This is a genomic window from bacterium (assembly GCA_036504735.1).
Classification (GTDB): domain Bacteria; phylum Electryoneota; class RPQS01; order RPQS01; family RPQS01; genus DASXUQ01.
Genome location: DASXUQ010000010.1, coordinates 349,383 through 371,193 on the forward strand (window position 1 = coordinate 349,383; position 21,811 = coordinate 371,193).

General features: G+C 59.5%; 24 protein-coding genes. All 24 read left to right on the top strand.

The window, feature by feature from the left end; genetic code table 11:
- Positions 1 to 114: 114 nt before the first annotated feature.
- The gene (locus VGL38_10730) at positions 115 to 903 is read left to right on the top strand and encodes a ParA family protein (protein ID HEY3295903.1); all 789 of its coding nucleotides are present in this window, start codon (positions 115 to 117) and stop codon (positions 901 to 903) included.
- Positions 900 to 1,769 (top strand): ParB/RepB/Spo0J family partition protein, encoded by an 870-nt coding sequence (locus tag VGL38_10735; GenBank protein ID HEY3295904.1) that lies wholly within the window; start codon positions 900 to 902, stop codon positions 1,767 to 1,769. Before VGL38_10730 ends, VGL38_10735 begins: the two co-directional genes overlap by 4 nt.
- Positions 1,766 to 3,457: a 23S rRNA (guanosine(2251)-2'-O)-methyltransferase RlmB gene (gene rlmB, locus VGL38_10740; GenBank protein HEY3295905.1), complete on the top strand. Its 1,692-nt coding sequence runs from the start codon at positions 1,766 to 1,768 to the stop codon at positions 3,455 to 3,457. The genes VGL38_10735 and rlmB overlap by 4 nt, the downstream gene beginning before the upstream one ends.
- A 159-nt stretch (positions 3,458 to 3,616) precedes the next feature.
- On the top strand, positions 3,617 to 4,468 hold the full coding sequence (locus VGL38_10745) for a M23 family metallopeptidase (GenBank protein ID HEY3295906.1): 852 nt from the start codon (positions 3,617 to 3,619) through the stop codon (positions 4,466 to 4,468).
- A 65-nt stretch (positions 4,469 to 4,533) separates the two neighbouring features.
- Entirely contained in the window at positions 4,534 to 4,983 is a 450-nt protein-coding gene (locus tag VGL38_10750; protein ID HEY3295907.1) for a polymer-forming cytoskeletal protein, read from the top strand.
- Positions 4,984 to 5,026: 43 nt separating this feature from the next.
- A complete protein-coding gene (locus VGL38_10755; protein HEY3295908.1) occupies positions 5,027 to 5,266 on the top strand; it encodes an AtpZ/AtpI family protein in 240 nt (79 codons plus the stop codon).
- Entirely contained in the window at positions 5,263 to 5,538 is a 276-nt protein-coding gene (locus tag VGL38_10760) for a hypothetical protein (GenBank protein ID HEY3295909.1), read from the top strand. Before VGL38_10755 ends, VGL38_10760 begins: the two co-directional genes overlap by 4 nt.
- 3 nt (positions 5,539 to 5,541) lie before the next feature.
- Complete coding sequence (gene atpB, locus VGL38_10765; protein ID HEY3295910.1) at positions 5,542 to 6,450, top strand: F0F1 ATP synthase subunit A; 909 nt, start codon at positions 5,542 to 5,544, stop codon at positions 6,448 to 6,450.
- A gap of 116 nt (positions 6,451 to 6,566) precedes the next feature.
- Positions 6,567 to 6,791 carry an ATP synthase F0 subunit C gene (gene atpE, locus VGL38_10770; protein HEY3295911.1) on the top strand — a complete coding sequence of 75 codons (225 nt, stop codon included), beginning with the start codon at positions 6,567 to 6,569 and terminating at the stop codon, positions 6,789 to 6,791.
- A 61-nt stretch (positions 6,792 to 6,852) separates the two neighbouring features.
- Positions 6,853 to 7,347: a F0F1 ATP synthase subunit B gene (gene atpF / locus VGL38_10775; protein ID HEY3295912.1), complete on the top strand. Its 495-nt coding sequence runs from the start codon at positions 6,853 to 6,855 to the stop codon at positions 7,345 to 7,347.
- Complete coding sequence (atpH, locus tag VGL38_10780) at positions 7,344 to 7,895, top strand: ATP synthase F1 subunit delta (GenBank protein ID HEY3295913.1); 552 nt, start codon at positions 7,344 to 7,346, stop codon at positions 7,893 to 7,895. Before atpF ends, atpH begins: the two co-directional genes overlap by 4 nt.
- An 82-nt stretch (positions 7,896 to 7,977) precedes the next feature.
- Entirely contained in the window at positions 7,978 to 9,486 is a 1,509-nt protein-coding gene (gene atpA, locus VGL38_10785) for a F0F1 ATP synthase subunit alpha (GenBank protein HEY3295914.1), read from the top strand.
- Positions 9,487 to 9,499: 13 nt separating this feature from the next.
- Positions 9,500 to 10,789, top strand: a complete 1,290-nt coding sequence (locus VGL38_10790; GenBank protein ID HEY3295915.1) for a glycosyltransferase family 87 protein — start codon at positions 9,500 to 9,502, stop codon at positions 10,787 to 10,789.
- Positions 10,773 to 11,996: a glycosyltransferase family 87 protein gene (locus VGL38_10795; GenBank protein ID HEY3295916.1), complete on the top strand. Its 1,224-nt coding sequence runs from the start codon at positions 10,773 to 10,775 to the stop codon at positions 11,994 to 11,996. The genes VGL38_10790 and VGL38_10795 overlap by 17 nt, the downstream gene beginning before the upstream one ends.
- A gap of 15 nt (positions 11,997 to 12,011) precedes the next feature.
- Entirely contained in the window at positions 12,012 to 12,872 is an 861-nt protein-coding gene (gene atpG, locus VGL38_10800) for an ATP synthase F1 subunit gamma (protein HEY3295917.1), read from the top strand.
- Positions 12,873 to 12,885: 13 nt separating this feature from the next.
- On the top strand, positions 12,886 to 13,593 hold the full coding sequence (locus VGL38_10805; protein ID HEY3295918.1) for a hypothetical protein: 708 nt from the start codon (positions 12,886 to 12,888) through the stop codon (positions 13,591 to 13,593).
- A 5-nt stretch (positions 13,594 to 13,598) separates the two neighbouring features.
- The gene (locus VGL38_10810; protein ID HEY3295919.1) at positions 13,599 to 14,165 is read left to right on the top strand and encodes an NYN domain-containing protein; all 567 of its coding nucleotides are present in this window, start codon (positions 13,599 to 13,601) and stop codon (positions 14,163 to 14,165) included.
- A gap of 31 nt (positions 14,166 to 14,196) precedes the next feature.
- Entirely contained in the window at positions 14,197 to 14,952 is a 756-nt protein-coding gene (locus VGL38_10815) for a DNA alkylation repair protein (protein ID HEY3295920.1), read from the top strand.
- 101 nt (positions 14,953 to 15,053) lie between these two features.
- Entirely contained in the window at positions 15,054 to 16,520 is a 1,467-nt protein-coding gene (gene atpD / locus VGL38_10820; GenBank protein ID HEY3295921.1) for a F0F1 ATP synthase subunit beta, read from the top strand.
- A gap of 3 nt (positions 16,521 to 16,523) precedes the next feature.
- Positions 16,524 to 16,928, top strand: coding sequence for an ATP synthase F1 subunit epsilon (gene atpC / locus VGL38_10825; protein ID HEY3295922.1), 405 nt, complete (start codon positions 16,524 to 16,526; stop codon positions 16,926 to 16,928).
- Positions 16,929 to 17,087: 159 nt separating this feature from the next.
- Positions 17,088 to 17,936 (top strand): hypothetical protein, encoded by an 849-nt coding sequence (locus VGL38_10830; protein HEY3295923.1) that lies wholly within the window; start codon positions 17,088 to 17,090, stop codon positions 17,934 to 17,936.
- Positions 17,937 to 17,956: 20 nt separating this feature from the next.
- On the top strand, positions 17,957 to 18,856 hold the full coding sequence (locus VGL38_10835; GenBank protein HEY3295924.1) for a hypothetical protein: 900 nt from the start codon (positions 17,957 to 17,959) through the stop codon (positions 18,854 to 18,856).
- Between the two features lie 112 nt (positions 18,857 to 18,968).
- Complete coding sequence (locus tag VGL38_10840) at positions 18,969 to 19,331, top strand: hypothetical protein (protein HEY3295925.1); 363 nt, start codon at positions 18,969 to 18,971, stop codon at positions 19,329 to 19,331.
- Between the two features lie 329 nt (positions 19,332 to 19,660).
- Entirely contained in the window at positions 19,661 to 21,652 is a 1,992-nt protein-coding gene (locus tag VGL38_10845) for a hypothetical protein (protein HEY3295926.1), read from the top strand.
- The last annotated feature ends 159 nt before the right edge of the window (positions 21,653 to 21,811 follow it).

Sequence of the window (21,811 nt, forward strand, 5' to 3'; positions counted from 1 at the left end):
GCATGCCCGCCATCATCCCCTATTCACAACGCCAGCGCCGCGAGCGGACCCGGGGACAGGGGTCACCCCTGCTGACCTTGCTTTTGAATTACTAAGGACCTATATTAATAGGTTATGCCAAAGGCTGTTGCTGTAGTCAATCAGAAAGGCGGCGTCGGAAAAACGACGACCGCGATTCATCTTGCCGCGGGTCTCGCCTTAGAGGGACACCGCACGTTGCTCGTGGACATTGATCCTCAAAATAACGCAACGGCCGGTGTTGGTATTGCCGCCAGTGAAGACCGGCCCGGCATTTATGATCTTTTGATCAACGACGCGGCCGCGAAAGACGTCATCACCAGGACAACCATCGAGGGACTGGACCTGGTCGCTGCCGATGCCCGGCTGCATGGCGCGGAAATCGAACTCGTCGAAAAGCCCAACCGTGAGCACATTCTGGCCAATGCCATGAAGAGCCTCGATGATGGCTATTCCTTCGTCTTCTTCGATTGTCCTCCTTCGTTAGGGCTGCTTACGCTGAATGCCCTCACCGCTGCCCATTCGATTATTGTCCCCATGCAGTGCGAGTACTTTGCACTCGAAGGGCTGGCCCATCTGATGAAGACCGTCAAGCTGGTGCAGAAGCAGCTCAATCCGCCGCTGGAGATTGAGGGCATCGTGCTCACCATGTTCGACGGACGGCTCAATCTTTCCAAGCAGGTCGCGGACGAAATCGCGCAGGTGTTCGGCAATCGCGTCTATAAGACGGCCATCGCGCGCAATGTCCGCCTGTCCGAGGCTCCCAGTTACGGGCAGCCGGTTTATGTCTACGATACGGCGTCACGGGGCGCGCAGAATTACCGCGATCTCACCCGTGAGTTTCTCACCTCGCAGGGGCAAAGAGTGCAAGAGGCTGCCGCATGAAGATGAAGAAGGGTTTGGGCAAAGGGCTCGCCGCGCTGATTTCCGAAGCGGATGTTCCGGATGAAAACGGAACCGTTGTGACCGATGTGGCCGTAAAGCTGGTGGATCCCAATCCGTTCCAGCCCCGGCAGGTCTTCGATGATGAAGCCATCGAAGACCTCAAGCGTTCGATTCTTGCCAAGGGCGTTTTGCAACCGGTGCTCGTGCGCAAATACGGCGAGCGCTTCCAGCTTATCGTCGGCGAACGCCGCTGGCGCGCTTCGTGCGCGGCAGGATTGGAGCATATTCCCGCATTGGTGCGCGAGTCCGCCAGCGATGAAGACATGCTGGAACTGGCGGTGCTGGAGAATCTTCAGCGCGAGGACCTCAATCCCATTGAAGTCGCGCATGCGATTCTGAAACTCCAGACCACCTGCTCGCTGACGCAGGAAGCCGTCGCCGACAAGCTCGGCGTCAGCCGCGCTCACGTGGCCAACACCGTGCGGCTGCTCAAACTTCCCGAAACCATGCAGGCGGCGGTGTGCGATGGCAAAATCACCGCAGGCCACGCCCGCGCTCTGCTGGGCATCCTTGACCCGCGCGAGCAGATAGAACTTTTTCAGCGCTACATCTCCGACAGCCGCCCCACCGTACGGCAGGCCGAGGATCTGAAACGCATGGCCACCGGCAAGGCCAAACGATCCAATGGTGAGGTCTCCGCGCTGGATCGCCGACAGGAACTGGAGATCAAAAAGATGGAAGACCGCATGCGTCGCACGCTGTCCACGCGTGTCAAAATCAAGCCCAAAGGACGCGGTGGCACTATCGAAATACAGTTTTACACGTCTGATGATCTTAATCGCTTACTGGAATTCTTCGACCATTGAACTCAAAACCGCCTTCTAAATTCGATAAGCGTACTCATAAGCCGAAGACCGACCGCAGTTCCGGCGCGCCGTATCGTTCCGATTCCTCGGATAAGCCCAAGTACCCTCGCAAACCTGCCGGTGGCTCCGGCTATGATGCGTCTCCGCGTTCGGATTCATCAGACAAGCCCCGTTTTCCCCGCAAGCCGTCCTCCGGTGGTCCGCGCTATGGCGATTCCCCGCGCTCCGGTCCTCCGTCCGACAGGCCGCACTATCCGCGCAAGCCTTCCTCAGGCGGTCCGCGCTTTGGCGATTCGTCACGCTCCGGTCCCCCGTCCGACAGACCGCGCTACCCCCGCTCGGATTCTTCCGACAGACCCAGCTATCCGCGCAAGTTTGACAGCGACCGCAGGTCTGAAGGCGGCTCCCGTGAGGATCGCCCGCCGCGCCGGTTTGATTCGGATCGCAGACCCGGTGGCCCCCGTCCGTATGACCGGGATCGCCGTCCCGAAGGCGGCCCTCGTGATGACCGCCCGCCGCGTCGCTTCGATTCCGACCGTCGCCCCAGCAGTGGCCCCCGGGAGGATCGTCCGCCTCGCCGTTTCGACTCTGACCGCCGACCCGGCGGTTCGGGTGGTGGTGGATACTCATCGGACAAGCCGCGCTATCCGCGCTCAGGCTCTTCTGACCGGCCCAGCTATCCGCGCAAGTTTGACCGTGACCGCCGCTCCGAAGGCGGATCGCGCGACGAACGCCCGCCGCGCCGCTTCGATGCGGACCGCAAGCCCAGGGATGGTGGGTACTCCGCCGACAGGTCCAGTAAGTTTGGCCGCAAGTTCGAGAATCTGGACGGCGCCGCCAGTCCCGATGAAGCCAGCTATCTGAAGCCGGACGTCGAACCTACAACCGCTGTTCCGTATGTCAAGCGCGAAGTTTACAAGCCCTACCACAAGCCCGAAGAGCAGACCCCCGGAACGTTCCGCGTCTATGGCCGCAAGCCGGTGCTTGAAGTGCTGAATCTCGATCTGGTCCGCTCCCTCGAGGTCCATAAGAACGCTCACGGTAAGCCTATTGAAGAGATTCTGCGTCTTGCCGACGAGAAGCATATTACGGTCAAGCGCGTCGAATCATTCCCCGAAGAGGAAGAGTTGAATATGCAGGGCGTGCAAGCCCATGTTCAGCCTCCTGTCTTGCGGGATGATCTCCGTCGCTTCGTCCGCGAACTGCCCGAATCACCGACACCGCTGCTGTTGATGCTCGACGGCATCAATGATCCGCACAATTTTGGTGCGATTCTTCGTTCCGCTGATGCAGCAGGTGTGAATGCCGTGATTATTCGTGAACGCCGGCAAGCACCTATCACCGATGTGGTCGTCAAGTCTTCCGCCGGGGCCGCTTATATGGTGCCGATCTTTCAGGTCGTCAATCTCAGCCAGACGCTCACCATCCTTTCCGGTGAAGGCTTCTGGTCTGTGGCCGCCATGTCCGGTGAAGGCAGCAAACCGTACGGCGAGTACAACTGGAACGCCAAGACGGTGTTGATTATGGGCTCCGAAGGCACCGGTGTTTCCGAGCTTCTGGCCCGTGAAGCCGATGATCGGATCTCCATTCCCATGGCCGGCAAGGTCGACAGCCTGAACGTCTCCGTTGCCACCGGCATCTTGCTCTACGAAGGCTTAAAGGCACGTAATACGACCAAGAAATCGTGATGTGAAAAATTTTTCGCGTCAGTGATTTCGGCAAACTTAGTGATAACAGAAGATTATTTAGAATCACCAAAAACTGACCCAAGATACGCCCTTGACAGTATTTGGAGTTATCGCTATATTAACTAATTCTGTCAAAGAAACCCAAGAAAATACAGCAGATTGGCAGCCACAAAAGGTAGCGGGTGGAAGCTCCTTGTCATTCCCGAGGATGAGTCCGATGTCCGGCAGTTCCGCTTGCCGCGGAAAACGGTCATTATCCTCGTCTCCGCTGTCCTTCTCCTGTTGCTCTATGCCACGGTGGAGACCGTCCTCTTTTGGATCGTCGCCCGGCGCGCTTCGCAAGTGGAGTCGCTGAAGCGCAAAGTCACCGAACTGGAAGGGTCCAACGGTGAACTGGCCAAAATGGGTGCGGAACTCTCCAAACTGAAAGGCTTCGAATCTCAACTGCGCCGGGCCCTCACCGGCAAAGATGAGAATGCTCTGGAATCTCTCCCGTGGAGCAGCCTGCCCTCCTATGAGCAGCTCCCGGGGGAAAAGTCTCCCGAGCAGACAGGTGAAATGAAATCGTCGGTGAGTCCGGTCGCCGAAGCGCGAAGCCTCGGCGGATTTTCCTATACCGCGATGGATGTTCCCACGCTGCCTCCCGTACATGGCTATGTGTCGCGCCGCTATGCCGACCCCGCAAGTTTTCAGCAGGTTTCACACCGCGGTCTGGACATCGCTGCCCGTGAGGGCACCCCGATCCTGGCCGCTGCCGATGGAATCGTGCTGTTCTCGGAGTGGACCTACCGTTTCGGAAACCTCGTCGTTCTGACCCACCGATCCGGATATACCACGTTTTATGGACATAATCAGGTGCTGTTTGCCCGTCCCGGTGAGCGCGTACGTCAAGGCGAACCGATAGCGCTCCTCGGAAATTCCGGCCTCAGCACCGCTCCGCATCTGCATTTTGAAGTCTGGCAGGATGGCTCCCCCGTGGACCCCATGACTCTGCTGAAAGTCGCTCCATAGCGGCCATTTTGTGTAGGTACAGCAGAACGTCGTGGCCCCCGGCGGCCTCAAACCGGAGATCTGCTATGAGCAAATGGGTTCCCAAGAATCTTCAAAACCTGCGTGACACGCATCCGGGCGACATCTCGACGCTGTTTGGCAAAGAGACCGAAATTCGCGGTTCCGTGAAGACCCAGGGATCACTTCGTGTGGATGGCACCGTGCACGGCGATATTACCTGCGCCAAGACGATCACCATCGGCAGCACGGGAGTGGTGGAAGGCAATATCAGCGGCGAAGATGTGATCGTTGCCGGCAAAGTGAAAGGCTCACTGTCCGCGCGTGGCCGAGTCTCCCTCGAGAGTTCTGCCCAGATCGAAGGAGATCTGAACACCAGCCGCCTGTCTATCGCCGAAGGCGCCGTATTCCGCGGCCTATCCAATATGGGCGTGACCGTGCGGGCGCCGATCCGGGTTGCCGAAGATAAGACCGATGGCGCGGAGTCACCGAAGATGGACCGGGTTGCCGCAGCCTGACCCCGGCAAAGACCCCCGCCCCAAATCGTCCGGTGGTGACTATATGCGGGACCCCCTGCAGATGGGCATCCAGATTGTGGGCGTAACCGCCGCTTTCGGCGGGTTGGGCTGGTGGCTCGACAAACTGCTGCATACCTTTCCCTTTCTCATGGCGGCGGGCGCGGTAATCGGATTGTTCGGAATTATGTATCTCACCTATATGCGGCTGCGCGCTTCGGACCAGGACGGAAGTTCTTCTGCAAAGGATGATGCCGCGCCGCGCGATGGGGGAGAGGGGCGGTGATCGCTGTTCTGATCGGTCTGGCTGTGGCGGCCGTCGCCTCCGTTCCGGCCCTTCTGCTGGCGTGGGGGAGCCGCGACGTCACCGACTTCAAACAAAAGCTCAAGCTCTGGGCTATCGGTCTTGCAATGCGCTTTGCCCTGATCGGCGGAGCTTTATTTTATCTGTTCACACAGACGCTCGTGGACCGTGTTCCGGTCGTGATCGGCGTCGTCATCGGTTACATCATTTTCTATTCTTTGGAATCCATCGCCACTCTGCGCGCAAAAAAATAACGGATGAAACTGCGGCACACTCTACTCTTCGCATTCTTGCTTCTGTTCGGCCTGGTGACGGCTCACGCTCAGTCCCACGCCGAAGCTCCCGCGTCTGCGCATGAAACCGCGGCCGCCGCGCATGAAGGCGGCCAGATGAGCATCGGTGACAAACTGGTGGAACTGCTCTCCGAGCATCTTGTCGACGCTCATGAGTTCCAGTTCTTCGGCATGACCGTCCATCTGCCCGAATTCAAGATCGGCCCGTTCGTCTTCATTACCAAGCATCAGGTCTGGTGGGTGATTGCCTGCCTGCTCGTGCTTCTGGTGGCCCGCATCGCCGGGCGGCAGCGGACGGCCGTTCCCACCGGACTGCGCAATGCCCTCGAAGTAATTGCCGTCTTTCTGCGCGATGAAGTGCTGCGGCCCAATCTCCATGACCGCGCCGATGCCTTCCTGCCCTATTTCCTCACCCTCTTCACCGCGATTCTGTTCTCCAACCTGCTCGGGCTTCTCCCCTGGGGATCGTCGGCCACCGGCAATGTGAATGTCACCGCCGGACTTGCGCTCTGTTCGCTTGGCCTGATGATCGGCATGGGTATCCGCCAGCAGGGCTTCGCCAACTTCCTGCATGTCTTCGCTCCTCCCGGAGTCCCCGCCTGGCTGATGCCGCTCATGGTGGTCGTGGAAATCGTCAGTTTCCTGATCCGCCCCTTCGCGCTGACCATTCGTCTTTTCGCCAACATGCTTGCCGGCCACGCCGTGGTCGCCGTACTGTTCGGCCTTATCGTTGCGCCACTCTTCGCCTTCCCATCCATCGCAGTCGCTACCGGCGTTACTCTGCTCGAAATCCTTGTGGCCCTGATCCAGTCGTACATCTTCGTGATGCTCACGGCCGTCTTCATGGGCTTGACCATGCACCCGTCGCACTAACGCGTTTAGGGTACGGCTGTGCGAACTTCGATGATCACTGGGCGCCACGCTCCCGCGTGCTCAGATTTGCAATTTCCAGTCATTCTCAATAGACAATCAACCGGAGACGTTAGAAAATGCCACTGAACCTCCACCTCCTCGGTGCAGCCATTGGTGCGGGTATGTTTGCCATCGGCGCAGGATACGGAATCGGACGCATCGGCAGCGCGGCCATGGAAGCCATTGCCCGCCAGCCAGAAGCCGCCGGCAAAATCCAGGGTGCCGCCCTTGTCATGGCTGGTCTCGTGGAAGGCGCCGCCTTGTTTTCCTTCCTGATTCAGATTCTGGTGTGGACGAAGTAAGCAGTTCATCACGGTCTGCAGGGATCTTGCTTTGCGGACGCGGATGGTAACCGGGTAAGCTATGGGACTTCAGAATGTCCTCAACATCGAGCCGGGCTCGATTCTGTGGACGATCATAACCTTTCTGATCATCGTCTGGGTGATCGCCAAGTTCGGTTGGAAACCGATCCTGTCCGGCCTCAAGGCGCGGGAAGATTCGATTCGCTCGGATCTGGACACCGCCAAGGCCGAACGCGAGAAGGCGTCCGCCGTGCTCGCCGAATATCAGACCGCGCTCACCGGCATCAAGAAGGAAGCCGCGGAGATCGTCCAGCGCGCTCAGGAATCTGCCGCGCAGATCGTGGAAGAAGCGCGCGAACAGAGCCGCGAGCAGTCGCGGAAGGAAATCGAACGCGCCAAGGCCGAGATCGAACGCGAAACCGAAGCCGCCAAAACCGCGCTCCGTGCGCAGGTCGCCGACCTTACCGCGCAAGCCGCCGCCAAACTCATCGGCAGCGTCGTCGATCTCAAGCAACATGAGAAACTCATTATGGACGCCTTGAGGGAGGAGCGGTGAGGCACGCCCCCGGAGCACTCGTCAACCGTTACGCCAAATCTCTCTTTGCCGTCGCCCTTGAAAAAGGCGTGCTCAAACAGGTGCGCGATGACCTCGAGAACTTCAGCGAGACCTGGCAGGGCGACCCGGAACTGGCCCTGCTGCTCATGAACCCCCGGCTCTCGCAGGACAAGGTGCGCTCGATTCTCATGGCCATCGCCGACCGTCTGAAGGCCGCCGAACTCACCCGCCATTTCCTCTCGCTGCTGCTGGATAAGGACCGCCTCGATGTGCTCTATGACATCAGCAAGCGGTTCAATCAGCTCTGGCGCGACCACGAAGGCGAGATTGAAGTCAAGGTCGTCACCGCCATTCCCGTCAGCGAGCTGCTTCAGACGCAGATTCATGATGTGCTCAAGAGTCAGAGCGGCAAGAAGCCCCTCATCACGTGGGTGCAGGAGCCGGATATCCTCGGCGGCATCGTCGTCCAGTGGCCCCATAAGATCTTTGATGGATCCCTGGCCCGCAAATTGGAAAACCTGAAAGCGTTCATCGCCCAAGGCGCATAAGCAGCTTCGCGGCGGCGGGCGCGGAGCGCCCGCCCCTTTCAATCGAAAACTTTTGTAATTGGATAAACCCGAACCCGGACATATGAGAGTCAGACCCGAAGAAATCACCTCCATTCTCAAGGATCAGATCGCCGACTACCAAGCCCTCTCGTCCGTCGACGAAGTAGGCCGCGTCGTCTACGTCGGTGACGGTATCGCCCGCGTCTACGGTCTTGAGAAGGTCATGTACGGCGAGATGGTGGAATTCACCGGCGGCGTAATGGGCATGGCTCTCAACCTCGAGGAAGACAACGTCGGCTGCGCGCTCTTCGGCAGTGATGCCACCATCGAAGAAGGCAGCATCGCCAAGCGTACGGGCCGCGTCGTGCAGGTTCCGGTGGGTGAAGAACTCGTCGGACGCGTCGTCAACCCGCTGGGTATTCCCCTCGACGGCAAAGGCCCCATTCAGGCCAAAAAGTTTTCCCCCGTCGAACGTCTGGCTACCGGCGTCATTACCCGTCAGCCTGTGAAAGAGCCGCTGCAGACCGGTATCAAGGCCATCGACGCCATGGTGCCCATCGGCCGCGGTCAGCGCGAACTCATCATCGGCGACCGCCAGACCGGCAAGACCGCTATTGCCCTTGATACCATTATCAATCAGCGCGGCACTGGCGTCATCTGCATTTATGTTGCCATCGGTCAGAAGGGTTCTACGGTCGCCAAGGTGGTCAAGACCCTCGAAGACAACGGTGCCATGGACCACACGATTATTGTGTCGTCCACCGCCGTCGAACCCGCTCCCATCCAGTTCCTCGCGCCGTACAGCGGCTGCGCTATGGGCGAGTTCTTCCGTGACAGTGGCCGCCACGCCTGCTGCGTCTATGACGATTTGACCAAACATGCCTGGGCCTATCGCCAGCTTTCCCTGCTGCTGCGCCGGCCGCCGGGCCGCGAAGCCTACCCGGGCGACATTTTCTATTTGCACTCCCGCCTGCTCGAGCGCGCGGCCAAGCTGAACGACGCCCTCGGCGGCGGTTCGCTGACGGCGCTGCCCATCATCGAAACTCAGGCCGGTGACGTGTCCGCCTACATTCCGACCAACGTAATCTCCATCACCGACGGTCAGATTTTCCTTGAGTCCGAACTCTTCTATTCCGGCATCCGTCCCGCCATCAACGTCGGCATTTCGGTATCGCGCGTCGGCGGCAACGCCCAGATCAAGGCCATGCGTCAGGTCGGCGGCTCGCTGCGGATCGACCTCGCGCAGTACCGCGAACTGGCGGCCTTCGCGCAGTTCGGTTCCGATCTCGACAAGGCCACCATCGCCCAGCTCACCCGTGGCCAGCGCCTGACCGACGTGCTGAAGCAGGGACAGTTCGCGCCGTGGCCCGTTGAAGAGCAGGTCGCCGAGCTGTGGGTCGCTACCCGCGGCTACATGGACGACGTGCCCATCGATGATCTCAAGCGATTCGAGACCGACCTCATGAAGTACATCCGCAGCGCCGGCAAGCCCGTGCTGGAAGAGATCAAGCAGAAGAAGGCGCTTGACAAGGAACTCGAGGGTAAACTCGGCGCTCTCGTCCAGGATTTCAAAGCCACGTGGGGAAAGTAGCCGCACAGCAGGCATGAGACGTTCACCCGGCATGCATTCCGGTTTGCAAAACTGGATGCTCGCCTTCCTGCTGCTGCTCGGGGCCTTCCTCTGGCAGCGTACCGCCTTCCCCCTGTGGATGGTGGATATTTTCCCGCAACAGCTTGGCGCCTATTTCTATAAGCATGGGCAGGCGGAGTGGATGTACACTCCGGTCCATCTTAATGCGGAATGGGTGGCGCACCGCGCGCCCGTCGCAACGCAGCTCGGTGCGGAAGGGGACCCCAACACGTTCCTCTATCCGCCCTTCGTCGCTGCCATGCTCTCGCCGGTCTGTGAAGCCCCCGCCACTCTTTGGCGTAATGTGCTCTTCGGCATCAATGTCTTTCTGATCTTTGTCATCGCCTACCAGATCCTGTTGCTGACTACGTTCCAGCGCAACGGACGCGCGTATTTCTGGGCGCTCGCGCTGGTGCTGCTCTGTTACCCGCTGGCCCGTGCCACCAAGCTCGGCCAGATCGTGCCACTGCTATCGGCCCTGACATGGATGGGGCTGCTCGCCATGCGCCGCGAACGAGTCATATTGGCCGGCGTCACTCTGGGGTTTGTCAGCGCGGTAAAGATCTTTCCCCTCGCGCTGCTGCTGCTGCCGCTGTTCGGCAAACGGTACAAGCTCACCGGCGTATGGCTGGGCACGGTCGCCGCCATCTACGGAACCGCGCTGGTAACCATGGGCCTTCCCGTCCATCTTTACTGGTGGGAAGTCATGCGCGAATTCAGCGGCCTTGTGCAGCCGTTCTTCGGCAATCAGGCTCCGCTGGGCTGGTTCGTCCGCCTGTTCTATCATCGCGGCTGGATTGAAGTTGTTCCCTTTACGACCCCGCTGCTGGATACGCTCCGGCTGGTGAGCCTTGGAGTTTTCCTCGGCCTCACCGTCATCGTGCTTTGGACCATACGCTATCGCATCTTTGGCCGCGAGTTTGCGCTGGCGGCGGGACTGCTGCTGAGTGGCGTGCATCTGGCGCTGCCCGTGATGTGGGAACACTACTGGGTCTTTGTTCTGCCCACGCTCGGTTGGGCCATCCACGATGCCTGGCAAAAACGGGACAGCCGGTTCTGGAATGTGTGGCTCGCCGTCGCCGCGTTCTTCTTCCTGATGAAGCTGACGCATTTCTACGGCGACTCGACGGTGGGCGAAATCCTGTCCGGCAGTCAGATGTGGGGCATGCTCCTGCTCTGGGTGTGGTTTCTGCGCCGCGCGCTGCTGACTGCAACGTCTGTGGACATAGCCGGGAAGGTGACGGCTCGTGAAAGCATTTCTTGAATGGGTGCTGCTTGCTCTTGCCCTTCTTCAGTTCCTGCATGAAGGTCTGCCGCCGGGAAATGCCGACCTGATTTCCGTGCAGTCGCTGGCCATCGATCTTTCGCATAACGAGCCGCGCTTCCTGTATCCCGGATACGGATTCGAGCGCAACGATGAATGGGTCGCGCATCACGAAGCCAATCTGCGCAGCGTCGGACAGCCCAAGCTTGAACCCAACTGGTGCTTCTACCCGCCGCTGATTCCATTCCTGCTTACCCCGATTGCCGGCGCGAGCGTGAACTCGTGGCGCATGGTGTGGGGCGTGCTACAGCTGTTGCTGCTCGTCGCTTTCGCCGAAGTGACGGTGCGCCTCCTCGTAAAGAGCGGTGCAACGCCGTCGCCGCACCGGGTTCTGATTTACGCGCTGATCTTCGGCTGCTATCCCGTGGAGCGGGCTGTGGCGCTGGGGCAGACCAGCATTTTGATTGCCCTGCTGCTCTGGATTGGCATCTACGCCCGGATGCTGAATAAACAGATTCCCGCGGCGCTGTCCATCGGTTTCGCCGTCTTCGTCAAGCCGTTCCTTGCGCTGACCGAACTCGTGAATCTTGCCCGCCGGAAGACGCGAGTCGCACTGATGTCATGGGGCGTCGTCTTCGGTTTGCTGCTTCTGTCGATCATCGCCGTCGGTGTTGCCGCGCACATCGAATACTGGAATCTGCTGCGCACCTTGTCCACGTCTTTAACCGCGTATGCGGGCAATCAGAGTCTGCTCGCGGGATTCCTGCGGTTCTTTTCCGCTTTGCCGGTGATGGATTACGGCTTTCAGTTCAGCCCCGGCCTTGCGCTGGCGGGCCGCTTTCTGGCCGTTATCATCCTTGGCGTCGCCGCCTGGGCGCAATGGACGTCGCGCGAGGTTCACGCGCTGGCCGCTACAGGGTTATGGATTTCCGCGTCCCTGCTCGCATTGCCCATTTCGTGGGAACATCACCTGCTGTTTCTGCTCCCGGCTATCGCATACCTTTGGACCGCCCGCTGGAATGAAACCGGCTATGCGCTGCTCGGCGCGGCCACGCTCTGCATCTGCCTGTCCGTCACTGCCCTTTACGGCGACACTTTTTCCGGCAGGGTGGCCGCATCCGTTCCGCTGTTCGGCGATCTGATGGTATTCGTTTTTCTTGTCACAATGCATGTTCGGCCCCGCGCCTTCACGCGCGTTCACGTTTGAGCTTCGGAGAGGTTTGTGTCCGGTCTTAAGATCATTAAACGCCGCATCAAGAGCATCCAGTCCACGCAGCAGATTACGCGCGTGATGAAAATGGTTGCGGCGGCCAAGCTCAAGCGGGCGCAGGAGAATATTATCAAGGCGCGCCCCTACTCGCTGCGCCTGCGCCGTGTGATCCGCGAACTCTCCACTCGCGTGGATCGCGACCTTCATCCGCTGCTTCATCTGCCCGAGCCCGCCGGGAAGATCGGTATCGTCATCGTGACGGGTGACCGCGGACTGGCCGGAGCCTTCAACACCAACATCATGCGCCGCGCCGGGCGGTTGATCGAAGAGCGCGCGGGCACCGATGTGCAGCTCGTCACCGTGGGCCGCAAGGCCACCGAGTTTTATGCCAAGCGCGGTCCGGACGTCATCGAAAAGATGTCGGGCTTCTTCAACACCCTCGAGTTTGCCCACGCCGTGCAGCTCGGCAATGTGCTGATCGAGCGCTTCGTGCAGCAGGATCTCGACCGTGTGTTCGTCGTCTACAATGAGTTCAAGTCGGCAATCGCGCAGAACGTCGTGGTGGAGCAGCTTCTGCCCATCGTTCCCGATCCCGCCGACGAGCATGTCTACTCCTCCGACATCATCTATGAACCGTCGGAAGCCCGGATTCTCGATTCCATCCTGCCGCTGTTTGTCAAGGTGCAGGTGTGGCGAGTGCTCCTCGAATCCTTCGCCGCCGAAATGGGCGCGCGCATGACCGCGATGGAGAACGCAACTCAAAACGCGCAGGAGCTGATCGAGTCCCTGACCCTTACCTATAACAAGGCGCGTCAGGCGGCGATTACGCGCGAAATTCTTGAAGTGGTATCGGGCGCGGAAAGCCTCCGCTAACCGCCGCACAGCGGTGAAATCCCGATCCCTTCCCCTGAGTTCCCTTGATGCAGATGACGCGGCGGGGCATCTGGCGAATCTGCTGGGATCTCTCGCACCTGTTCCTCAGACGGTGCTGCTCATCGCGGACAATTATCACCCGCTGCTGAGGAAACTGAAACGCCGCCTGCCCAACGTGGCCTGGCGGACGCTTTCGGAACCCGTCGCGCCGGCGGAGCCCTTTAGGCTGCCGCTGGCGGATCGCGAAACGGATGCGGTCGTCGTCGTAGATGTCATTGCATCGCTGCCGCGCGAACGCAGGCCAGGCCTCGTTCGCGAGGCCCTGCGAATTGCTCGCCGGGATGCGCTGATCGCCGCACCCCTCGGCACGGACCTTCAGCGGCTCATTGAAGAGAGCCTCACGCGCTTTCACCGTCAGCTTCTGGGCACGGATCACCCGTGGCTTGCGGCACACCTGGCCTTCGGCTTGCCGACTCCCGACGAAGCGTTCTCCTGGGTGAGGCACGGTGAAGACGCGGACATGTTCTATGCAGGAGATGTCATCGCTTACCAGCGGATGGCGGAGCACGTAATTCGTTCCGCGCCGTCGGGTCACATAGCCACTCTCCTCGCGCAAGTCTCTAAGCACTTACTGTTTATAACCGGGCGTACGGAACTGGATCTCGAGACCGTTCCGATGCGCCGTCACCGCAGATTGTATTTGCACCTTAGAAGGGCGTAGATCACATGGCATACGTAGGCGGAAGAAGACGCGTGTCCATCTTCGTAGATGGCGCGAACATGTTCTACACGCAGAAGAAAGGCCTCGGATGGTTTTTCGATCCGGCCAAGCTTCTGAAAGTGCTGAAAAGCGACGATGAATTGACGGATGCATACTGGTATATGGGGCTGAAGCAGCCGCCCGATCCTCGCGACGAAAATTTCGTACGCTTCCTCGCCTATGCGGGGTACGTTGTCCGCACCAAAGGCTTGAAAACTATTTATGATTCCGAGACCGGCGAAACCACGCAGAAGGCTAACCTCGACGTGGAAATCGTCATGGACATGTTTAATACCGTTGAGAATTACGATAAGGCGATATTACTTTCCGGTGACGGGGATTTCGAGCGCGCGCTCGAACTCCTTCGCTCCCGCGGCAAGCAAATCACCGTGGTCTCCACCCAGAACTGGATTGCCGCCGAACTGCGCATGGCGGTAGGCTCGCACTTCCTCGATCTGCAGGACATGCGCGACAAAATCGAGCGCACGGATCGCATGCCCCCGCCGCCTCCGGTGACGGATTCCCGTAGCTGAGGATCACCTGACGGACACTCCATCCACCGTTTTGCAGGATGAGTTTCTGAAACTGGTCACCGACCGGCAGAACGGCAGGCTCGATGCGGAGACCCTTCTGCGTCAGGCCGAAGAACTGCTGGCGGGATTGCCCCTCTATCCGCCGCAGGCCGTCATGTCCATCGGAATCGCCGCCGCCGACTGCCTTGACGCGGCGCCCGGCATGGCCGTGGATGTGGTGCTTAAACTGGTCTCGTCCACCGAACGTGAAGTCCGTGCGGTCACCGCCGCCATCGTCTTCCGTTTCGCGCGCTATCAGCCCGGCTACTGGATTGACACGGTTCAGCTTCTGATCGGCGATGAGGATTGGGAAGTCCGCGACCTCGCTTCGCATATCTTTGACACGCAGGAGTTCGGCGAAGGCGCGGTGGATTTCCACCTCGAGTTCGTGCTCGACACCGTTCAGAAATGGGTCGCCGATGCCAATGCGCTGACCCGCCGCGCCGCCACGCAGGCCCTGCTGGGCCACGCGTCCCGGCATGCGGAGTTTCGCCCGAAACTGCTGGAGATACTGCACCCGCTGCTCGACGACCCCAGCGAATACGTGCGCGACAATCACACCGCTGCTCTGCGCAAACTTGGCCGCGCCGATCCTGCGCTGGTGATGGATTACATCGAACGCTCTCTTCCGTCAGCCGGCGATTTGGCGCGCGACACGTTCCGTACCGTTCTGAATCAGCCCTGGGCCGCCAAACTCCCCGAGCGTAAGTTACAACTGTTGGCCGCGCTCAACCTTCCGGTTACCTAAGCGCCACGCTCCGGTGTGGTGCGCACTGGAAATCCGGCACGCCGGATAGTGACGGCAAGTACACACAGAATTCTTTTCACACACGATAAACGCAGAAGTCCATGAACAAAGGTATTGTCAAACAGATCATCGGTGTGGTGGTCGACGTCGAATTCCTCGACGGCGAACTGCCGCCGCTCTACTCCGCGCTTCACATTCCCGGCCAGGATGGTACAGGGACCATCACCCTCGAAGTGCAGCAGCATTTGGGTGACAATACCGTCCGCGCCGTGTCTATGAATCCCACCGAGGGATTGACCCGCGGCACTGAAGTGTTCGACACCGGCGGCCCCATTAAGGTGCCGGTCGGGCCGTCAACGCTGGGCCGCGTACTCAACGTCGTCGGTGAGCCCATCGACGAACTCGGCCCGGTCAGTTCCAAGATCCAGTTCCCCATTCACCGCCCGGCTCCCGCCTTGACTGACCTCGACACCTCCTCGGAGATGCTTGAAACCGGCATCAAGGTCATTGACCTGATCCAGCCCTTCTCCAAGGGCGGCAAGATCGGTCTGTTCGGCGGCGCGGGTGTGGGCAAGACCGTCGTGCTGCTCGAACTCATCAACAACATCGCCAAGGCACACTCGGGTATCTCCGTGTTCGCCGGTGTCGGTGAGCGGACCCGTGAAGGCAACGACCTGCTGCGCGAAATGGTGGAAGCCGGCGTCGTGACCTACGGCAAGAGCTTCGATTTCCACTCCTTCGATATGAAGACCGTGGACAAGGGCGCGCTGCACGATTCCAAGGTGACCATGGTATTCGGCCAGATGAACGAGCCGCCCGGGTCCCGGTCGCGCGTCGCCCTCACCGGCCTCACCATGGCGGAGTATTTCCGCGACGAAGAAGGCCGCGACGTGCTGCTCTTCATCGACAACATTTTCCGTTTCACTCAGGCCGGTTCCGAAGTGTCGGCGCTGCTTGGCCGTATGCCGTCCGCCGTGGGCTACCAGCCGACGCTGGCCACGGAGATGGGCGCGCTGCAGGAACGCATCACCTCCACCAAAAAGGGGTCGATCACGTCCGTGCAGGCCATTTACGTGCCTGCCGACGATCTCACCGACCCCGCTCCCGCGACTACCTTCTCGCATCTGGACGCCACCACCGTGCTTTCCCGCAAGATCGTGGAACTCGGTATCTATCCCGCTGTGGATCCCCTCGATTCTACTTCGCGGATTCTCGATCCCATGGTCGTCGGTGACGAACACTATGACGTCGCCCGCCGTGTGCAGCGCACCTTGCAGCGTTACAAGGATCTGCAGGACATCATCGCCATTCTTGGTATGGATGAGCTTTCCGACGACGACAAGCTCATCGTGTCCCGCGCCCGTAAGATGCAGAAGTTCCTCTCCCAGCCGTTCCACGTCGCCGAAGCCTTCACGGGCAAGGCCGGCGTCTATGTCAAGGTCAAGGATACCATCCGCGGTTTCAAGGGAATTCTCGACGGCGAATTCGATCACATCGGAGAGCAGTCCTTCTACATGAAGGGCGGTATCGAAGACGTGATCGCCGAACACGAAGCCGCGCAGAAATAATTTATGGCCAAACCGTTTGAAATAGACATTGTCACGCCCGTCGGGACCGTCTTCACCGGAGAGATCTGGCACGTGCGCGCGCCCGGTTCCGACGGAGATTTCGGTGTGCTCGCCGATCACGCGCCGCTCATGGCCGGACTGCGCGCCGGACGCCTGCGTATCGATCAGGCCACCGAGAGTTCCGATTTCGTGATTACCGGCGGCTTCTTCGAAGTCCATGATAACCGCGCCGTGGTGCTCGCCGAAAATTGCCTGCGCCGCGAAGATATCGATCTTGAACGCGCTCAGGCCGCCCGCGAGCGCGCGCTGCAGACTCTTGCCGCCGCCGCGACGCCTGAAGAGCAGGCCGAAGCCCGCATCGCCCTCGACAAAGCCACCGCCATCATCAAGTTCGCCGAAAATTCGTAAGGACATGGTCCGCCATGTCCGTCATGTGTAGGGGCGCACAGCCGTGCGCCCTTTTCTTTTTGGTCTCCTGAACAAACGCGCAATTCTCTGCCCCTTGCAATGGTGCCGGAAATCACCTAAATTATCCCCATACAGCATTTCGGAAAACGGACGTGACTCATGAAGCATCTTCGCGGGGCACTGCTCATCTTTGTATTAGTGCCGCTGCTTGCCCAAGCGGCGGAACTGCAATTCGGCGTCGGCGACTTCGGCAACTCCACCGGCCGCCGGAAAATCTATGTGTCCGGCCAGCAGGCCCAGCTTTCCGTGCGCGTCGTGCGGGGCGGGGGAGAGAAGTACCTCGGCTTGCCCTACTATCCTCCCGCCGGCCTGAAAATCTACGCCGGCACCAACAGCGTTGCCGGGTTTATGCAGGATGCCGCGTGGACCCATGACCTCAATCTCGTGCACTATGTTGATCGCTACCGCCTTCGTGCCGACAGCCTTTACCGCACCAAGGGAACACCTGTGGACGTGGACGGCGAGCAGAGCAATCTCGGCGAAATCTATCAGTTTACCTTTACCGTACCCGACGCGCCGCGGGACGGCAAAGTCTGTCTCCGCGCGGTGTATGATCACAGTGAGTTCGGCCATCTGGAAGCCGATATCCAGTGCATCAACGTCGTGCGCGCGCAGACCGAGGATGACACGCGTCTCATCTGGTCGAGTCTCATCAATGCCGCCTATGCCCGCAGTGACGCCCGCCGCGTGATCGCTCTCGCCGATTCCTTTATGGCCACCGGTTTCGTGGACCCCGACTGGGCCGATCTGGCCAAAACCGTCGCCTATGAGAACGGCAACTACCGCAAGGCTCTCGAATATCTCGAAGCCAACTGGGAAGTCAACGGTATCTCCTCCTCTGGTCAGCTTCAACAGTGGCGCGGCCAACGCGTCGCCGACACCGAGCGCCGCCAGAAAGATTACGACCGCCAGCACAAAGACCTCCTCACCAAACTCGGCCAAAAGTAGCAAAGAACCGAAGTCTCCTCATGTCCTTTCGCCTGCACACTTTCGCGCAGATCATCGTGTTCTTGGCCCTCACGGCCACCTGTTCTTTCGCGCAATTGCGTGATCCGGAAGTGCGCCTGCCCGGCCGTCAAACCAACGTTGAAGGCATCAGCGTCGAACTCCGATCCGCCAAGCGGCATTACATCGAAGGCCAGGAAATCCTGCTGTTCAGGCATGTCCACTGTGATCCGGCGCGTCCTCTCCCGTGGTACACATCCGAATTCCGCGACAAGATCATCGTCATGCAAAACGGCAGTCCCGTGCTTCAGCCCCCCAAGGGCTCCCGCTTTCCCGAGAATAACCGCCGGATCGTGTCCGATGACACCCTCACCTTCTTTGCCGGCTTCACCGGCCAGCCCTCAACCGTGCAGCAGTCCGGATTCCGCCATCTGTCGCCCGGGCACTACACAGGTTATTTTGAAGATGGCGTCACCTCGCCGGAGTTTGCCTTCATCGTCGATCCCGTCCCGGCATCCTTGCGGGCAGACTGGACGTCATTCTGCGATCTCAAACAGATCCGTCAGCGGCCCCGCATGACCCACACGCCGGAGACGGAAGACAGCGTGCGCCGGGTCGCGGAAGTCTTTCTTGCCAAACGCGCAGGCGCGGCATGGCGGAAAGAAGCTCTGATCGATGCGCTCGATCTCATGACGGATCATCGCCGCGAGTGGCAGCAATCGGACACTCTGTTGTGCGACCGGATCCTGACCGCGATGGCTTCAGAGCCGGAAATTATGGTCGATATTCTCTGCAGCGCCGTGTGCAGCAGCATCGGCTATGGTCTCACCGATTCCGGCACGGCACAGGTCTTGCGCTCTTTTGGTGAGCGCACGGGCCGCGCCGATGTCGTGCGCGTTGCCGACCATTGGGTCCGGCAATAGCCGTGCAGTCGCCTGCGCTGCTCCTGCACCTGCTGCCGCAGGTTCTAAACGATTTCGGAGATATGAATCTATAGAATAGTTGCTCCCGAATTAACTCAGCGAGGAGTCTGCTATGACCGCCATTACCAAGCGGTTGCTATTCTGGTTGCCCAGAGGGCTGTGTATCCTTTTTGCCTTGTTCATCAGCATGTTCGCGCTCGACGTGTTCGATGAACACGCCACCTTCCCTGATATGGCTCTCGCGTTACTGATGCACCTGATTCCTACCTTCATCATCGTCGCGGCTCTCATCGTCTCGTGGCGCTGGGAATGGATCGGCGCGCTGATTTTCAGTTGCCTTGCCGTCTTTTATATCATCGCCTTCTGGGGCAGATTTGACCTGACAGCTTACCTCTGCATTTCCGGCCCCCTGTTCCTCCTCGGCCTGCTCTTTCTGTGGAACTGGTTCCACCACGCCGAACTTAGGAGCCGATAGCGCTGCCGGACTACGCCATACGATTTTTATGACAAACGGGTGCGACAGCACCCGTGTCGGAGGGGCGGATCTAAGATCCGCCCTTTTTTGTCTCCGCCCGCGTGCTGGATTACCTGCATCTTCTGCCCTCCGGGCTGACGGTCCGCTGAAGGCGAGATCTCGGCTTCGCCGGACCGGAGGCCGCCGCTAGGGATACGTCTTGGGACCGCGCGGTCCCCCGCGCTGTCCCCCCGGCGAAGCCGGCCTCAGGTGCAGGGGTTACCCCTGCTGCGGCATGGGCTTTGCAAATAGAGTGATAGTTAATCAACAATCTTTCTATTGGATGGCCTATGTTCAGCAAAATCTTGCTCCTGCTTGTCCTGTGCGGTGTGATGATTAGCGGCTCGGTGGCGGCAACCTTTGACGGTCTGCCTCAAGCGGTTGAAGCGGCAAAACAGGCTCAGCCCAACAATGCGGCGGTGTGTCATGATGTCGCCGGTGAACTGGTGCGTTTGACCGGCACCTACCCGAACTCATCACTGGTACCGGAAGCGCTGTTCCTTGCAGCCCGCCTCGAAAAGGCGTCAGGCAACAACCAGCAAGCCCTTGCTTTGGCCCAGCATGTCGTGACCACCTTTCCTGCCTCCGAAAGCTGCCCGGCGGCCTTTGATCTGGCCTATGCCGAACTGACCAAAAACGGTGCGGACCCCCTTGCCGGACTCGATCTTGCGCGGAATCTTGCCACCGCTCTCGGAAGCAGCCCTGTTGCTGGACGCTATTATGAAGTAGCCTTCAACACCTGTCGCGACGCCAAACGCTGGCAGGATGCATTGACTCTCGGCAACCGGTACTTGAAGACCTGCACCGCCGCGACGCCGAATCCGTCGCTGGTACTGGGGCTCGGTGATGTCGCCCTGATGGCGGCTGACACTCCGCTGGCCATGCAGATGCTGGAGAGCTTTCTGAACCGCTATCCCAAGCTGCCGCAGATCGTCGCCGTGCGTGCCAAGCTCGGCCAGATGTATGCTGCGGTGGGAAATGAGGCCAAAGCCAAAGAGAACTTCTCCGTTGCCTGGACCACATGGCAGAAAAACTCCAAAAAGACCGAATACAATCAGGCAGAGGTTGCTCATGCGGCTGCGCTGTCCCTTTGGGAGTTGCAGACTGATCCGCGCAAAGAGTATAATGACCTCACGGCGATCAACACCTACCTTGACCGCAATCGCGCCAAGCGCCAGATGGAAAACCTGATTTCAGCGTACACGCAGGTGATGAAGACCGATCAGATCATGGCCGCCCAGGCGCTCAATGCTATCGGGGACACCCATGCTCGCTTCGGCGATGCTCTGCTTAAACAGGGCTTCCAGCTTGCATTGAACACCAACAGCGAATCCATTCAACCGCCGTATTTCTACTCGGCTCCCGAATATGAGAAGGCCATCGCGTCCTATTCGCAGGCCTTCGAACGCGCCCAGATGGATCAGGCCGATGTCGCCGTTCAACGGGAGAGCCATTACGCCGCGTCCCGGGCCTTCGAGCTTACTGCCAGTGATGGTGATGCTGTCTTCGCTTGGGCCATTCATCTGTATGAGAATGCTCCCAAGGCTGAAGTCGGGGAACTGGGCAATCAGGCCCGGCTGTTCTACCTGAACAAAACCGTCACCCCACTGCTCGAAGAGGGCCTGCGCTGCAAGACCGATGCGCTGGCCATGACCAAAACGCTGCCGGTCGAGAAGGAAGCCAAGGAGGTTCAGCTTACCCTCGATATGCCGCTGCGGCCTATCATGAATGATATGTTTGCCCTCAGCCAGGCGGAAATCCATAAGGTGGGCACGGCGTCCACCGAACTGGCAAGTTCCTTCAAGGCGGGTTTCCAGCCGTCATCGACCACGACGTTGGCGCAGAATGTCGACGAGAAGTTCGCCTATGCTTCCAAACTGGCGACGACCATGCAAAAGACGCTCGATGGCTTTTACAAGACCTTTCAGCAGAATAGCCTGCCGGAGCAATCCGTCGCCTTTTGGGACAACATGATTGCCGGGTCGTACTATGAGTATGCCGCCGCCTGTCGTACCATGCAGGAAGACCTCGCGGTCTGCTCAGGCCAATTGCCGGTCAAAAAGGATGATTCTCTCCTGCCGCTCTACACCAAATTGACCAAACTTCAGTCCAAAGGCGCGACAGAAGAGTTCGCCGGTCTGGTCCGCTGGCATGACCTGACCAACCAGTACAAGGTTCAGGATCCCATTGCTGACCGCTTAAAGGCCCGTTTGGGTGATCTGGACCCGCTCCACTACGGCACCGACAATGACACCAATTCGGCCAGTCGCAAGAAACCTTGATTTTTCAGTAAAAAATCGGCATATTCCGTCCGCCCCTACCGGCGGGCGAATCTCAGAGCACCGCTTCCGGCGGTGCTCGCTGTTGTAAGAAGCCCTGTCCATTTAGCCAATTGATTGTCTGATGGAGAAGGTTCTACCCTAAGCGGCATTAGCCCGAGT

What these genes read in the sequence shown, in the direction of transcription:
- VGL38_10730 (HEY3295903.1), top strand. Translation starts at nt 115, where the DNA reads ATGCCAAAGGCTGTTGCTGTAGTCAATCAGAAAGGCGGCGTCGGAAAA.
- VGL38_10735 (HEY3295904.1), top strand. Translation starts at nt 900, where the DNA reads ATGAAGATGAAGAAGGGTTTGGGCAAAGGGCTCGCCGCGCTGATTTCC.
- VGL38_10750 (HEY3295907.1), top strand. Translation starts at nt 4,534, where the DNA reads ATGAGCAAATGGGTTCCCAAGAATCTTCAAAACCTGCGTGACACGCAT.
- VGL38_10755 (HEY3295908.1), top strand. Translation starts at nt 5,027, where the DNA reads ATGCGGGACCCCCTGCAGATGGGCATCCAGATTGTGGGCGTAACCGCC.
- atpB (HEY3295910.1), top strand. Translation starts at nt 5,542, where the DNA reads ATGAAACTGCGGCACACTCTACTCTTCGCATTCTTGCTTCTGTTCGGC.
- atpE (HEY3295911.1), top strand. Translation starts at nt 6,567, where the DNA reads ATGCCACTGAACCTCCACCTCCTCGGTGCAGCCATTGGTGCGGGTATG.
- atpF (HEY3295912.1), top strand. Translation starts at nt 6,853, where the DNA reads ATGGGACTTCAGAATGTCCTCAACATCGAGCCGGGCTCGATTCTGTGG.
- atpA (HEY3295914.1), top strand. Translation starts at nt 7,978, where the DNA reads ATGAGAGTCAGACCCGAAGAAATCACCTCCATTCTCAAGGATCAGATC.
- VGL38_10790 (HEY3295915.1), top strand. Translation starts at nt 9,500, where the DNA reads ATGAGACGTTCACCCGGCATGCATTCCGGTTTGCAAAACTGGATGCTC.
- VGL38_10810 (HEY3295919.1), top strand. Translation starts at nt 13,599, where the DNA reads ATGGCATACGTAGGCGGAAGAAGACGCGTGTCCATCTTCGTAGATGGC.
- atpD (HEY3295921.1), top strand. Translation starts at nt 15,054, where the DNA reads ATGAACAAAGGTATTGTCAAACAGATCATCGGTGTGGTGGTCGACGTC.
- atpC (HEY3295922.1), top strand. Translation starts at nt 16,524, where the DNA reads ATGGCCAAACCGTTTGAAATAGACATTGTCACGCCCGTCGGGACCGTC.
- VGL38_10830 (HEY3295923.1), top strand. Translation starts at nt 17,088, where the DNA reads ATGAAGCATCTTCGCGGGGCACTGCTCATCTTTGTATTAGTGCCGCTG.
- VGL38_10835 (HEY3295924.1), top strand. Translation starts at nt 17,957, where the DNA reads ATGTCCTTTCGCCTGCACACTTTCGCGCAGATCATCGTGTTCTTGGCC.
- VGL38_10840 (HEY3295925.1), top strand. Translation starts at nt 18,969, where the DNA reads ATGACCGCCATTACCAAGCGGTTGCTATTCTGGTTGCCCAGAGGGCTG.
- VGL38_10845 (HEY3295926.1), top strand. Translation starts at nt 19,661, where the DNA reads ATGTTCAGCAAAATCTTGCTCCTGCTTGTCCTGTGCGGTGTGATGATT.